The 13,819-nt window shown below is 56.3% G+C and carries 11 protein-coding genes; 7 read left to right on the top strand and 4 right to left on the bottom strand.

What is annotated here, in order from left to right; all coding sequences use genetic code 11:
• Positions 1–45: 45 nt before the first annotated feature.
• On the bottom strand, positions 46–1,224 hold the full coding sequence (locus QMZ18_RS02125) for a metallophosphoesterase (protein WP_282604577.1): 1,179 nt from the start codon (positions 1,222–1,224) through the stop codon (positions 46–48).
• Positions 1,225–1,700: 476 nt separating this feature from the next.
• Here QMZ18_RS02125 and QMZ18_RS02120 point away from each other — a divergent pair, with 476 nt between their 5' ends.
• From QMZ18_RS02120 to QMZ18_RS02100, 5 genes are all read left to right on the top strand, one after another.
• On the top strand, positions 1,701–2,696 hold the full coding sequence (locus QMZ18_RS02120) for an ABC transporter substrate-binding protein (protein ID WP_282604576.1): 996 nt from the start codon (positions 1,701–1,703) through the stop codon (positions 2,694–2,696).
• Positions 2,680–4,899, top strand: coding sequence for an ATP-binding protein (locus tag QMZ18_RS02115; protein WP_282604575.1), 2,220 nt, complete (start codon positions 2,680–2,682; stop codon positions 4,897–4,899). The genes QMZ18_RS02120 and QMZ18_RS02115 overlap by 17 nt, the downstream gene beginning before the upstream one ends.
• A 195-nt stretch (positions 4,900–5,094) precedes the next feature.
• Positions 5,095–6,120: a TauD/TfdA family dioxygenase gene (locus QMZ18_RS02110; protein ID WP_282604574.1), complete on the top strand. Its 1,026-nt coding sequence runs from the start codon at positions 5,095–5,097 to the stop codon at positions 6,118–6,120.
• A gap of 3 nt (positions 6,121–6,123) precedes the next feature.
• Positions 6,124–6,861, top strand: a complete 738-nt coding sequence (locus tag QMZ18_RS02105; protein ID WP_282604573.1) for a sulfite exporter TauE/SafE family protein — start codon at positions 6,124–6,126, stop codon at positions 6,859–6,861.
• A gap of 31 nt (positions 6,862–6,892) precedes the next feature.
• Complete coding sequence (locus QMZ18_RS02100) at positions 6,893–7,984, top strand: DUF2927 domain-containing protein (protein WP_282604572.1); 1,092 nt, start codon at positions 6,893–6,895, stop codon at positions 7,982–7,984.
• 130 nt (positions 7,985–8,114) lie between these two features.
• Here the strand turns inward: QMZ18_RS02100 and QMZ18_RS37005 are convergent, their stop codons facing one another.
• From QMZ18_RS37005 to QMZ18_RS02090, 3 genes are all read right to left on the bottom strand, one after another.
• Positions 8,115–8,300, bottom strand: coding sequence for a helix-turn-helix transcriptional regulator (locus tag QMZ18_RS37005; RefSeq protein WP_367575937.1), 186 nt, complete (start codon positions 8,298–8,300; stop codon positions 8,115–8,117).
• A gap of 29 nt (positions 8,301–8,329) precedes the next feature.
• The gene (locus QMZ18_RS02095; protein WP_282604571.1) at positions 8,330–8,548 is read right to left on the bottom strand and encodes a hypothetical protein; all 219 of its coding nucleotides are present in this window, start codon (positions 8,546–8,548) and stop codon (positions 8,330–8,332) included.
• A 178-nt stretch (positions 8,549–8,726) separates the two neighbouring features.
• Entirely contained in the window at positions 8,727–10,208 is a 1,482-nt protein-coding gene (locus tag QMZ18_RS02090) for a mannose-1-phosphate guanylyltransferase/mannose-6-phosphate isomerase (RefSeq protein ID WP_282604570.1), read from the bottom strand.
• Between the two features lie 321 nt (positions 10,209–10,529).
• Between QMZ18_RS02090 and QMZ18_RS02085 the strand changes: the two genes are divergently transcribed.
• Together QMZ18_RS02085 and QMZ18_RS02080 are read left to right on the top strand one after the other, a co-directional pair.
• Complete coding sequence (locus QMZ18_RS02085) at positions 10,530–12,143, top strand: HlyD family efflux transporter periplasmic adaptor subunit (RefSeq protein WP_282604569.1); 1,614 nt, start codon at positions 10,530–10,532, stop codon at positions 12,141–12,143.
• The gene (locus QMZ18_RS02080) at positions 12,127–13,749 is read left to right on the top strand and encodes a glycosyltransferase (protein ID WP_282604568.1); all 1,623 of its coding nucleotides are present in this window, start codon (positions 12,127–12,129) and stop codon (positions 13,747–13,749) included. The genes QMZ18_RS02085 and QMZ18_RS02080 overlap by 17 nt, the downstream gene beginning before the upstream one ends.
• The last annotated feature ends 70 nt before the right edge of the window (positions 13,750–13,819 follow it).

Here is a 13,819-nt window from a genome sequence, read left to right as displayed (position 1 = left end):
ACATGAAATGTTGCACAGGACCGATTTTGAGCGTGGTTCAAAAATTCAGTCTGCTGTGGCTAATGGGTTTTCGAACGAGGTTCGTCCATCTTTTGATTTGCCGTCGCGAAACGCGGTAAGCCTGAAGCGGTCGGGTTCAGCGCCACCGATCGTCTTAAAGCTGCAGTCGGCGCGGTCCCTTTGACCTTCAACGTTAAAGCGGCAGATGAGTGCGCCCGGCTGTGCCTTTTGTGTCGCCGTATAGGCGGCAGTCCACCAGTCGTCGTAGCGAAGCTGGGGGCGGGCACTGCGCCCGGCGAGGCCGGAGACGATCGCCAGACTTTGGCCGGGTTCGATGTGCAGCTTATCGGTATCATAGGACGCCACGTCGGGCGGATCCGTAAATTTGCTGATCAAGTGCGTTCGGGAATAGGAGTGCTCGTGCGCGGTCATGATTAATGCGCCGCCCAGTCGGCAGGCCTCATAGACCCGCCAACCTGCGTCATCTCCCTTTGCGCCGACCTGCATCGCGGCTTGATTGAAATGCCAGGAACAGATCCGCCATCTCGAATCTGTATGCGCGAGCTGATCGAATATGAAGTCAGCGTGAAGGATGTCAGAGTCAAAAAAGAAAACCTTTACCGCAGAAGTTATGAAGAACAAACCTTTGTAAGTGCAGGCTGCCTTGATCCCGATTTCACCCTCACAAACAAGGCCCGGAACCCTGTCGGCGCGGGCCTTTAGCAAGTCCCTGTAGCGCCGCCAGTCCCTGCGGTCATGGTTGCCCAGCGACGCAACAAACGGAAAATCGGGCCCCAGAATCTCGTGGATCATGCGTTCAAAAGCCTCCGGCGAGGAATCGTAGCCCAGATCGCCCTGAGACAGGATCAGGTCCGCACCTTCTGCCTTGATCAATTCGAGTACCTTGCGGGCGTCGGTGCCCGTGCCATGATCGCCCAAAAAAGCGACGGTCAGATTTTCTTCGACCTCCACAAGCGCGCTGTTTGGAAGCAATGCGACTTCAGTGCTGCCTGGCTCGCTCCAAAGAGCGGCTGAGACGGTCAACGAGAGCCCGAGAGCGATGAGCAGTGATGGCGTGCTGAAAATCCGGCTTCGATGGGGCGGCGGCTTTCGGTTTCTTGGAATGGCACTGGTTGCTGAGGCGCCGCTTGTGAAGCTGTCTCGGCTGTGGCCGACGCCGTTCATCCGAATGGTTCGCTCGATCTTCACAGCAATCTCCGTCACTTTCGCGGTTCCGCCGGGCGTTTGCAGGGTTGTTATTGCGCGGCACGGAGAACGGTGACATCCGACATTTGCTATAGATCTATGAAAAGTAATAAATATCAACTATTTGGACGATCGAATCTTGAGCTAACGCGGAGCGGAAGCCAAATGCAAAAGCCTTCCTCCTGATCATCGCCGATGCTTTCATCCCATCATCGTTGGGCGGTACTTACAGGTAATTGCCTCTCATGCCCTGGTGGCTTCCATTTTTGGTATTTAGCCAGGGTTGTGGGATATCAACTTTTCCGCGAGATAACATTGTTGTTATCCCGTGTTTGTGAGCCCCCATTAAGCAATTTTTCACTGACGTAAGTTTCAATGAGAGTGGGATATTTCCAGGCAACTTGGTGCTGCTTGAAGCGAGGTATCTGGCGGTTGGCGGCAATCAATCGGCGTCGCAACTTTTTGTAGATAACGTCATATGGGGATTTGGGTTTATGCAAACACTCCGGAAAATTCTGGGCGCCGGATTGATGATTTCTGGTTTTACGGCCGCGGTCGCCAGCGCAAACACCGCGAATGAAGGCACTTCGAAATGCCTCTTCGTTTCCTCCTATCACAAGGGCTATGCCTGGTCGGACGGGGTCGAACGCGGCTTGCGGGCAGTGCTCGAGGCGCGCTGTGAACTTCGGCAGTTCGACATGGACACCAAACGCCTGAAGTCGGAAGACGACAAGAAGAAGCAGGCGCGGGAGGCCAAGGCGATGATTGAGTCCTGGAGCCCGGATATCGTGATCACAGCCGACGACAATGCTGCGAAGTACTTGATACAGCAGTACTACCGGGACGCCGAACTGCCATTCGTCTTCAGTGGCGTGAATTGGACCGTCGAATCCTACGGGTTTCCTTATAGCAACGTCACGGGAATGATCGAGGTTGCACCGATCGAACCGATGTTCAAGCGGGCAGAGGAAGTATCCCCGGGCATTCGTCGCGCTTTCTATCTCGGAGCGGACACTCTAACCGAAAAAAAGAACTTAAAGCGTTTTCAGGCCGCCTCGAAGCGGCTTGGTATCGAGCTTGAATTTGTCCTGGCCGGAACCATGGAGGCCTGGATGGCAGCTTATGGACGGGCGCAGGAACACGATCTCATCATCATGGGCAGCAACGCCGGCATTAATGATTGGGATCCTGATCAGGTGCGCCGGTTTGTAGGCGGCGCGGCACAGCGTCTGAGCGTCACGAATCATTACTGGATGATGCCTTACACCATGATTGGCATTACGAAAGTGGCTGAGGAACAGGGCGAGTGGGCCGGTAAAACCGCGTTGAGGATTTTGGATGGGATGCAACCCGGCGAAATTCCGATTGTCGCCAACAGCCGCCGCGATATCTGGATCAACCCGGAGGTTCTGTCGGCGGCGGAAATTCGATTGCCGCGCGGCCTGAAGCGGAAAGCCAAGCGAGTTACCGGGTTTGACTCCAACTCCTAACGATCGCCTCTTTAAAACCTGGGAGATTTCCGTCCTGGTGTTCCTGGTCGGCGCTATTTGCGCCGGGCTGAGCAACCTGGCGATCAAAACTGATTTGGGGAATGCCGAGGGAATCTTTACGCAGCAAGCCTACAGCTTCGAGCGTGAAGTGGGCCACCGTTTTGCCAGTGCCGACGCGGTGCTGACAACCTTGGTTGAACTCCATCATGCCAGCGACGATGTCGAACCCTACGAGTTTGCCAACCTGTCACGCGAGCTTCTGGAGGCCTATCCGCACATCCGTACTATCGCGAAACTTTCGGCCCTGCGTGCCGACGAGCGCGCCGATCTGGAAGAGAGCATGCGGATGGAGGGCTTTCCACAGTTTCAACTCACCGAACGCGCTGAGGGCGGCAAGGTGGTTCGTGCGCGCTCGCGCGAACTGGCGATGCCCATTGTTTCCCTGGAACCTTTCAATCCCGAATTTGCGCAACTCGTCGGCTTTGATGCATTTTCCGACCCTGCAATGGCCAGCGCGATCCGGCGGGCGATTGATACTGGAAAAGTGATGGCTTCCGATGTGACCGAAATTCCCCATGTCGGCCGGGGTTTCTTTGCATTCAAGGCCATCTATTTTGGCTACGATTCACCGAACTCGATTGATTCGCGGCGTGCTCAGGTCAGCGGGTTGGTCGCGCTCTTTCTGGATTCCAATCGCTTCTTTGACGATACCAATCTCCACTTCGACCGCTTCGTTGTGCGCAGCTTCGACGAGCGCGATTATAATCTGGAGAATGATAGGCCTCTCTATCGGCACGACAGCGAAACGGCGATCGACAATCCCTTAATCTTTGACCCTTTTGTCATGGAGCTGCCGTTGTTCGCCCAAGGCAGAACTTTCTTCTTGGAGATCACCGCGCGCCCGGGTCTGGAGGTTGTTCGCGGCTGGTTTGTGGGAATTTTCGTGGTCCTGCCCGCCATCGCGGGAACATTTTTGATATTGGCGCTGGCAAACCACCGAAGACGACAGCGACAGGCAAGAGAAGACGAAAAGAAATTGCGTGAAAACGAGGAACGGTTTCGCGACTTTGCCGAGATTGCCTCCGACTGGTTTTGGGCCACCGATGAACAACTCCGGTTTTCCTATCTGTCCAATCAGCTGACCGCAGCCACTGGAATGAAGCCCGAAGACGTCGTCGGCAAAACCCGCAACGATCTGGCCAAACACAGCCCCAATGACGTGAAATGGCAACAGCACCTGACCGATCTTGCGATGCATCGTCCGTTCCGTGATTTCCGCTACGAGTACAACAATCCTGAGGGTCAGGCGCTATGGCTTTCGATCAGCGGCAAACCAGTGTTGGATGAAGATGGCGAGTTCCTTGGGTACCGGGGCACCGGCACCAACATCACCGCTGAGGTCGAGGCGCAGACCGAACTGCGTCAGGCTAAGGAAGAAGCCGAAATTGCAAGCCGGAGCAAGTCCACGTTCCTCGCCAATATGAGTCATGAACTGCGCACGCCGCTCAATGCCATCATCGGCTTTTCCGATCTGATGAAACGTGGCGTATCAGGCAGGATCGAGAACGAGCGGCACCAGGAATATGTTGAGGACATCTATGGCGCAGGCGGTCATCTTTTGTTGATCATCAACGAAATTCTCGATTTGGCCAAAGTCGAGGCCGGCAATTCGCCGCTGATTGAGGACAGCATCGATGTGCAGGATGTGATCCAGTCCGTCCGGTCGTTGATTGTCGAACGCGCCTATGAAAATCAGGTCGAGCTGCGGATTGAACCGCACTCCGACCTTCCGCTGGTTTGGGCGGACGCGCGCAAACTCAAACAGATTCTGGTCAATCTTCTCTCCAATGCGGTGAAGTTCACACCCGCTGAAGGGACGGTTACCTTAAGTGTGTCCTGCAATGAGGCGGCAGGGTTTGTGTTCCGCGTTGAGGACACCGGTATCGGTATAGCCCCAGAGGACATACCCAAAGCGCTCGCTGCGTTTCAGCAAATCGATGGTGAGCTTAACCGGAAGTATGAAGGCACCGGGTTGGGGCTGCCTCTGGCCAAGGCCTTCACCGAGCAGCATGACGGCTCCCTCATACTTGAGAGCGTTGTCGGTCAGGGCACTCAGGCCGTGGTGACCTTCCCGCCCGAACGTATTGTCAGCTCGACGCACACGCGATCCTTCGACAAGGATGTTGCGGCTAAGTCGGCCTAGAGTCTGTTCATAACCATAATCAGTCCCGTCAGAACGATCGCGATTTATATGTTCTCGACTTAGATCCGCGAACACACTGCATTCAATCTCTACGTTGTCATTCCCCGAATAATTGAGCAGACTGGAGATCTTCTACCATTATTATATGTGTGCTTATATGAAGTTGATCGGTGCGGCGACCGAAGGAAGACAGATATGATCGGTGATGGCGCGAGGTTTTCCGGGACCTCTGACGTCGATCCCGCTCAGTTGGAGCAGGCGATAAAAGCGCCCTGCGCCTGGCACGCTGCAGATCTCACGCCCAATGATTGGATCATGCCGATTCCTGCTAACGTTATGGCAGAACTCGATAATCTCGCTGGAATCCTTAATAGTTACGGCGGATCAATTGAAGCACTGACTCCGGATCGCTTTGCCCTCAGTGCGGCGACAGAGTTGATGGATAGCGTCCGGACGCGCGTTAACGAAGGAGTCGGTTTTGCGGTTCTCGACCGCCTACCGGTGGAACGCTGGGGAGATAAGGTTGCCAAGGCCGTTGCCTGGGTCCTGACTTCTATGCTTGGACCCGTCGTGATGCAGAAGGTCGATGGCACACGTCTCTATGAGGTGAAGGATTCTGGAGCCAAGCTGGGTTACGGTGTTCGCCGTTCAATCACCAATCTGGACCAGGACTTTCATACTGACGGCGGCTGGCTGTCCGAGACGCCGGAGATCACCACGCTTGTCTGCATGCGCCCTGCGAGTTCCGGTGGTCTTAGCAGGGTTGCAAGCCTCGCGACGGCTCATAACCAACTGCGTGGACGGCATCCGGATCTTCTCGGTAGGCTGTACCGCCCGTTTTGGTGGGACCGGCAAGCTGAACACCTGCCGGAGGAAAGCAAGAGCAGCCGGCATCCGGTCTTCGCCAAGTCGGACGGTAAATTGACCGTGCGTCACTACGACGATTATGTGCGGAAAGGCTATAAATTGTTGTGCGCGCATTTGGATCAGCAGGGTGATGCGGCGTTGGTGGCAATGAAGGCGATTGTCAATGCGCCGGAAAACTGGATCGAGTTCCGATTGGAACCGGGACAGATCGAATACGTTAACAACCATGTTTTGGCGCATGCACGCACAGCCTTTGAGGATGACAGTACCAACGGCGGGCGTTACCTGTTGCGTCTCTGGAACCGGCGGGCGGGTGGCATCGAGCTCGAGCAGAGTACAGAGGCCGCCGAATAGGTGTTGGCGCTGGAAAACCTTGAATACCAGCCATTGATCTATGCTGGAGGCGTGCTGTTTCTTGCGTACATGGTGCGTGGTATTGCGGGCTTCGGCTCAGGTTTGATTGCCGTTCCCCTGCTTGCGCAGGTTTTCCCTGTGCAGGAAATCGTCCCGCTGGTGGTATTCCTGGATTATGTCGGATCGGCCAGCCAAGGGCTGCGCAACCGGAATTCGATTGCTTGGCGCGAGCAACTGCCCCTGATTCCCTTTAGTTTGCTGGGGGTGGGGGCGGGGGTGGTTCTTTTTGCCTTGGCCAAAGAGGCCGTGCTTGCGCAAGCACTCGGCGGTTTTGTGATCTTTTATGCAATATATCAGCTGCTGCCCCTGCCGGCGCTGCAAGGATCGCGCATTTTCGCGGCTCCTTTTGGGTTCCTTGGGGGCTTCGTCGGCACCATTTTCGGCACCGGAGGGCCCTTTTACGTCATCTACCTTGGCCTGAGGTCCCTAGAGAAATCCGCCTTTCGGGCGACCTTCGCCATCAATTTCCTGATCGACGGCGCTATTCGTCTGGGCGCCTACGCCCTGTTCGGCTTTCTCCAGGGCGGGGTCCTTTTCGGTTCCATCGCGGCCTTGCCGATCGTCGCCCTGGGTCTGTGGGCCGGCGGCCGCATCCACACCGAGCTGAGCCAGAAGGCCTACGTCCGGATCATCAGCGTGGTGGTCTTCATCAGCGGCGTCGCGCTGTTGTTTAAGATGTGAGTTTGGAACGTAAATGCACCGCACGGCAATAATGTCGATATCCATCGGCCGGTTCGCTCTTGCTGCCCGCGTCGCTTTGCTTTCTCTGCTAGTGGCGAGCTGTGCCGGCAGCCGTTACGTAGCGATCCCGCCGACCTTGGTTCCGGATCCCATCCGGCTGTCGGATCCAAGGCTGATCCAAGAACCGCCGGCAGAGACCCTTGCGCAGTTCACGGTCGATGCGGAGGGATACATTGTCGATGGCCCTCGGTCGCGTCCCGGCGAACCGGTCGATCACACCGCGCTCATGACCAATGCTCATATTGCAGAGAGTTTTGCCAAAGTTGCGCTTACGGGCGGCGAAGACTTCGAAGTCGATTATGCGTATCCCAACGGGGATGAACGTGAAGGTTCACGCATAGGCAGGCTCTGGAAGTATGAACAGAATATCGGACAGACAATTTTTTACAGAGGCGGGACCATCACCGGCAAACTCTATCTGACGCTTGACCAAGCAGCGAAGCAGATCGCAGAGAACACCCGCCTTGAAATTCCGATGTTGCCGAGACACGGGATGCGCGATTCATTGGCCTATATCTTCGTTAATGGCTTGGCGGATATGCAGGCGCTTGCAGATGACATGCGGGAGTTGGCAAAGGAACATCCCCCGAAAACCCGTGGACGCTATTTCTATTTTAATTTGGCGACCCTCTTCGACACGATCGTCAGGGAAGACCTCGAGTCTTGCCTCGCATTTACCACCTTCAAAGCGGATGACGTGAGAGGCAGCACTCTGGTTGTTTTCTTCCTGAACATCCCGAGTCTCACCCTGGAATCTTGCGTTTACGAGGAAACCATTCAGTCCATGGGATTGTTTAACGACGACGATACCCTCTTCAACACCATGTTCACGGACTCCTTCAAAGAATATCTCTTTCCGACCGAGCTCGACTGGATGATGCTCCGGATTCTCTATGATCCGCGGATCGAGAACGGCATGACACGAAAGCAGGCCATGCCCATCGTCCGCCAGATCCTGAAGGAGACCCGTCCCCACGGCGAGCAGCCGGCCGCACAGCCGCTGGCTCAATTGAACCGATCAGTTTCCGGATTTTGGCGGACCCGACAGGATTCGAACCTGTGACCTCTGCGCCCAGAAGGTGTTCGGGCATATTGTTTGTACCGCCAGAATCAATTTGGAATCCTTGCTTAGAGCTGTGTTGTGTCGCCGTTCGCCCCTTCTGTGTGTGCCGGATCTTCGCCAGGCGATTTCATCAGAAGTGGGTACTGCGTAGAACCAGTGAAACCAACTCTGCCTGCCGACTGACTCCGGTTTTCGCCTGTGCCGATTTTATTTGATTTCGAACTGTTACGACACTCACGCCGCGCTCTGAAGCGATTTCGTCGATACTGGCTCCTGTGGAAAGGCGATCGGCGACTATTGCCTCGGTTTCGCTCAAGCCATACAGCTGGACCAGCCATTCGCTCGCTAACGGGAGATAGTTACTGTGCTAGTTTCCATTGCGTCATTTCGTGTTGAGTGCTCGCGCTCGTATGAAGAGAACAACAACTCGGCCAGATCAACGCCCAGTGCCAGCCGGCCACAGTGGGTACACTCCACCGCGAGTCCGAGGTGGTTGGCAACGAAGCTATGGTCCTCGTCGCAGATGATCACGTAGCCGTCTTCGATTTTTCCGTCGATATGCATTTATCATTTCCTTGCAACGCTTGCAGGCCTCTCGGGTCAGGGGCCTTAAATCGTCTAGGGCTCTTGGCGTAAAAAAAGGGGCTTCCGTACCGGCTTACGAAGGAAGAGAACGCCGGTACGGAAGTGGAGCCAGGTTCGTGCGGGGTTAAAAATGGCTCCGAGTTCGTCGATTGCTTCGTTAGGCCACGGCGGTGCCCGCTTTTTCGGTCTTGTCATCCGCGTTGCGGCCATAAACGTCTTCCAGACGCACGATATCGTCCTCGCCCAGGTAGTTGCCGTACTGGACCTCGATGATCTCCACGGGATCATTGGTCACGTTTTCCAAGCGGTGCACGGCGCCCTGAGGAATGAAGACCTGCTCGCAGGGTTTGAGGTCCATCACCTTGTCGTCGAGCGTGACCCGTGCCGTGCCTGCGACGACGATCCAGTGTTCGGCGCGGTGATGATGGTACTGCAAGGAAAGTTGTCCGCCGGGGTGCACTTTAATGCGCTTAACCTGATGGCTGTCGCCCACGTCCAGGGAATCGAAGCGGCCCCAGGGACGGTCTTCGCCTGCGTGGTGCCTGTGCTCGCGACGGCCTTCGGATTGCATCTGCGCCACCAGTGATTTGACGCCCTGCGGGTTCTTGCGGCTGGTGACCAGAACGGCGTCCCGGTTTGCCACGACCACCACGTCCTCCAGGCCGGCCACGCCAACCATGGGACCGTCAGTTTGAATCAGCGAGTTCGAAGTCTCGGCAGTGAGGACGTCGCCGCGCAGAAGGTTACCGTCCTTGCTGTGCTCGCTCTCAGCTTGAGTCCAGACCGCCGACCAGGAACCCATGTCGCTCCAGCCCGGTTTAACGGGAAAAACGCAGCAATCACGGGTCTTCTCCATGACCGCGTAATCGATGGAAAGTTTAGGTGCGCTGCCAAAAGCATGGGCCTGAGGCTCGAAGCAGAGGCCATGCCAATCCCCGTGGGTTATAGCCATGCGAACGCTTTTGAGAACCTCCGGCGCATGCCGCTGCAATTCCTTGATCAGCAGGCGGCCGCTGAAGAGAAAGATCCCGGCATTCCAGTAGACATCGTTATCGGCGATCAGCCGCTCGGCTTTTGAGCGATCGGGCTTTTCGATGAAATCCTCAACCGCAAAACTGTGGTGGCCGTTCTGATTCAGGTTCATGCTGCCGGCGCGTAAATATCCGTATCCTGTTTCAGGCCGGTCCGGCGCAATGCCGAAGGTGACCAGCGAGGGGGTGCGTTCAATCTGAGCGGAGGCCGAGTCGATCGCGGCCTGTAAGAGCGCTGGGGCCTCTATCCGGTGATCCGAAGGCAGCACCAGCAGATGTACGTCTTCCATCTCGCCGCCGGCCAGGAGGGCCGCGAGTGCGATTGCCGGTGCAGTGTCTCGTCCCATCGGTTCACAGACGATGGCCGCCGGCGTGACGCCAATCGTGCCAGCCTGTGTTTCGGCCAGTGTTTTATGGCATTTGTTGGTTAATACGATGGGTGCGGCGAAACGTTCCGTGTCCGAAACGCGCCTTAAGGTCGTCTGGTAGAGGCTCTCGCCACCGAAGAGATTACAGAACTGCTTCGGGTTGTCCTCGCGGGAGAGCGGCCAGAGGCGGGTACCGGATCCACCGGCGAGAATGACAGGGGTAATGAGACGGCGTGTCATGGCAAAAGCTCCTCGCATTAGCGCGGCATGGCCGCTGTTGCAGGACGTCATCGCAAGGATGTTGCCAATTTTCGAATTGACAGCTGACTAATTCAAATAAATTAGAAAAAACAGATAGTTAAAGAAAGTATTCGATGACTTGATGCGGTGTTTTTGCGGATTGCAACCTGCGATCTCTGTGCAATGCGCAAAGGACGGTCTTTGCAATCTGGCAAGAACTCCGGGGCACACCCATCGCGTTTTTGGCGGAACTCTCCGGTTTTGTCGCGCGTCACAACTGGCACGCCGATTGCTGCTGGGATGGCAAAAGGAGTGAGCACCATGAGGATTGTACGAGAGCGACCATGCCAACGCCGCCACCATCGTGTGACTGCGCCTCTGCATGTCACGTTCGGCTGCGGGGCTAAGTACCGTTCCCATGACTGGAGTCTTGGCGGTGTCAGCATCGAGGGTTTCGAAGGCGATTACCCAGCCGTCGGTGACAAGGTTGAGCTGTTGCTGGAACTGCCGTTCCAGGGTTACGACATTTCCTTCGATGTGGAAGCGAGCGTTATCCGCATTTCGGAAGACGACCGCGTGATCGCGTTCGAGTTTGAGGAATTGACCGAACGCTCCCACGACCTGATGAACCATTTCATCCAGGATCTCATCCGCGGCAAAATGGGCACGATCGAAGACGCCATCTGCCGCATCGATGTGCCCGTCACGCCAATCTCGACCGAACCCGATCCCAATCCGACACAAGGCACGGCGGTTCGCCGGTGGCCGGTAAAAACCTTAGTCATGTCAAGTCTTTACATTGTTCTCGGAATCTTCGTCTTCGGTTATGTCGGGCTTCTGCTGTATAGCAACATCATGCGTTTGGAGGTTCAGTCGGCTGTTGTCTCCGCCCCCTTACAGACCGTGAAAATGCCGGTCGACGGTATCGTGCGTCCGATTCGGTTCGTTGAGGGCGCCCGCGTGCGAAAGGGTGATGAAATTGCCCGCATCGACAATCTGCGTTTAGCCGGGCGTATCAGTGACGCTGAGATCAAGTACAACGATGTCAAGGATGCGCTGTGGCGCGCCGAGCAAAAGTTCCGCGTCGAAAAAGAACGTCTGAAGCTCTATCAGATTATCAACCGTACCGACCGGGACATTGTGGTGGCGCGGATCGAAGCCCGCAAGGAAGCGCTTAAAGCCGCGGATGCACATCTGCAGCGCACCCACGCTCTTGCGGCGAAGGGTTACGCCACGGCTGCCAAGCTGGATGAAGCCCGGAACCGCCAAGCGACAGCCGCCGCGGCGTTGCGTGAGGCCGAGCTGGATCTGGAACGCGCTTCGGCAATGGACGCAGTCTCCGGCCGGCGCCATTATAACCACAAGGAATTCGTTACCGACCTGGACATGATGTCGATCGATGTCAGCGAGGCGCGCAGTAGATTCGAGACGGCGGCGATGCAACTGCACGCTCTGCAGGTTATGCAGGAGCGCCAGGTTGTCCGTGCACCCTTTGACGGACGTATCGTCACTTTGTTCCAATCCGGTGACAGCAATGTCTTGCGCGATGAACCCCTGCTGGTATTGGAGCGCGATTCCGACCTGACGATTACGGCCTTTCTGAACCAGGAGGAAATCCTGGAAGTGGGTCTGAATGATGAAGCGCAGGTCTTTCTGCCTGCGCTCGGCCGCCACATCGTGGCCCGGGTCGTGGCGATCGACCGTAGCTCTGCCTTTGTTGACGGCAAAAGCGACCATTACACATGGCGCGGCACGAGTGAGCGGACGGCGGCGGTTTCCCTTAAGATTCAACGGGAAAGTCGCCAAAACCAAGAAATCCGTGCCGGTCTGCCCGCTGTGGTGATCTTCGACCGTCGGCTGACCAGCGACATCTATTCGCGTATCTCCGATTTCAGCGTCTTGTCCAGGGAAGAAGCAGATGCAGAAGCCCTCTGACATCTGGGTCACCCCCAAGATTCCAGCTCTGGACCAGGTGCCGAATCTGGATGACCCGACAGATTGGTCGACCGGGTTCCGCAAGTGGACTCCCGCCGCCCTCTTCAGCATCGCCCTCTATTTCGCCTGCTGCCTGCTGGGTATCCTGACTCTGCCGAACAGCATCTGGGATATCGAAACCAGGGAGATCACGCTCGTGATTGGTGCGCTCGGTGTCTGGCGCTACGGTTGGTGGTTCACCCATGCGGTGCGGGCCTATATTTATGGCCGTTTCGTCTATCCTAAAATGCGCCGGCAAGGGCAGAAGATCTGGGATTCCGGCTGGCGGCCCCGCCATATGCATTTCATGATGACGACCTATAAGGAGCACCGGAGCATCACCGAAATGGTGGTGCGTTCGATTGTCCTGGAAATCCGCAACTCCGGCGTGCCGGGGACCATCTGGTTGGGGTCGTCCGACCGCTTCGACGAAGATATTATCATCAACTTTTTGGAGCGTGAGGCAGCAGATATCGACATCACGCTGCGTATCATCCGCCAGAACGTTTCGGGTAAACGCGCGGCTATCGGCCTGGTTCTGCGGGCCATGAACCGGTTGCCGGTGCATGAAGACGACCTGGTGGTTTTCATGGACGGCGATTTTATCCTGGCGGAAGGCGCGGTCAGCCGCTGTATGCCGCTGTTCAAGCTTTATCCCGATCTACAGGCCTGCACGACCGATGAAGAAGTGATCTGCATCGGCCCGCGCTGGATCGAGACCTGGCTTAAAATGCGCTTCGCCCAGCGTCGCCTGGCCATGCAGTCGCATGCCCTTTCCGGCCGGGTGCTGACGCTGACGGGGCGTATGTCGGTGTTCCGTGCCAAGAACCTGCTGCAGCTCGAATTCATCCGTCTGCTTGAGGCGGATCACTTAAACCATTGGCTTTGGGGCGATTTTCGCTTTTTGTCGGGTGATGACAAGAGCACCTGGTATTACATGCTCAAGCATGGAGCCCACATGCGTTACGTCCCGGATGCAATGGGCTATACGGTGGAGGTGATCGAAGGTTCCGGTATGGACCGGATGGTTCAGAACTTTCGCCGCTGGTCCGGCAATATGCTGCGCAACGGCGCGCGTGCAATCAAGCTTGGGCCGCGCCGGATGCCGTTTTTCATCTGGTGGTGCCTGGTCGACCAGCGGATTTCCATGTGGACCATGCTCGTCAGTCCGGCGCTTGCCGTCATGGCGACCGTGATGCAGGGCGCCTCCTACATCGCGTCCTATCTGATCTTCATCGCCATCAGCCGGATGCTGCTGTCCCTGTTTCTGTTCGGCTATTCACGCCGCATCGAGATGGCTTATCCCTGGATCCTGTACCTTAATCAGCTGATCAACGCCTCGGTTAAGGTTTACTGCATTTTCCGCCTCTCTAAACAGCGATGGTCGAATCGCGGCAACCAGTCGGCCGGTATGGATGGCGGTTCTCTGGTAGAGACCGCACGGAATCTCATGGCCAATTGGTGCACGGCGATCGCCGTGGCTCTACTGGTCCTCGGGACAGTGCACTACGCGAACCTGGTCCCAATTCCCACCATGACCACCATTCAGGCCGCGCTCGGAATGTAGATCCTTAGCATTCTGCGAGAGCGGAACTCTTTCGATTATGGCAAAGGCCTCTTTGCAATCTGGCAAATCT

It is taken from the genome of Pelagibius sp. Alg239-R121 (assembly GCF_947331435.1).
Taxonomy (GTDB): Bacteria; Pseudomonadota; Alphaproteobacteria; order Kiloniellales; family Kiloniellaceae; genus Denitrobaculum.
The sequence above is the reverse complement of the archived record's forward strand: the minus strand, read 5'-3'. Positions and strand labels throughout refer to the sequence as shown.

Excerpts from the sequence above, each read along its gene's own strand:
- QMZ18_RS02120 (WP_282604576.1), top strand. The coding sequence starts at position 1,701 with ATGCAAACACTCCGGAAAATTCTGGGCGCCGGATTGATGATTTCTGGT.
- QMZ18_RS02110 (WP_282604574.1), top strand. The coding sequence starts at position 5,095 with ATGATCGGTGATGGCGCGAGGTTTTCCGGGACCTCTGACGTCGATCCC.
- QMZ18_RS02100 (WP_282604572.1), top strand. The coding sequence starts at position 6,893 with ATGTCGATATCCATCGGCCGGTTCGCTCTTGCTGCCCGCGTCGCTTTG.
- QMZ18_RS02095 (WP_282604571.1), bottom strand. The coding sequence starts at position 8,548 with ATGCATATCGACGGAAAAATCGAAGACGGCTACGTGATCATCTGCGAC.
- QMZ18_RS02090 (WP_282604570.1), bottom strand. The coding sequence starts at position 10,208 with ATGACACGCCGTCTCATTACCCCTGTCATTCTCGCCGGTGGATCCGGT.
- QMZ18_RS02085 (WP_282604569.1), top strand. The coding sequence starts at position 10,530 with ATGAGGATTGTACGAGAGCGACCATGCCAACGCCGCCACCATCGTGTG.
- QMZ18_RS02080 (WP_282604568.1), top strand. The coding sequence starts at position 12,127 with ATGCAGAAGCCCTCTGACATCTGGGTCACCCCCAAGATTCCAGCTCTG.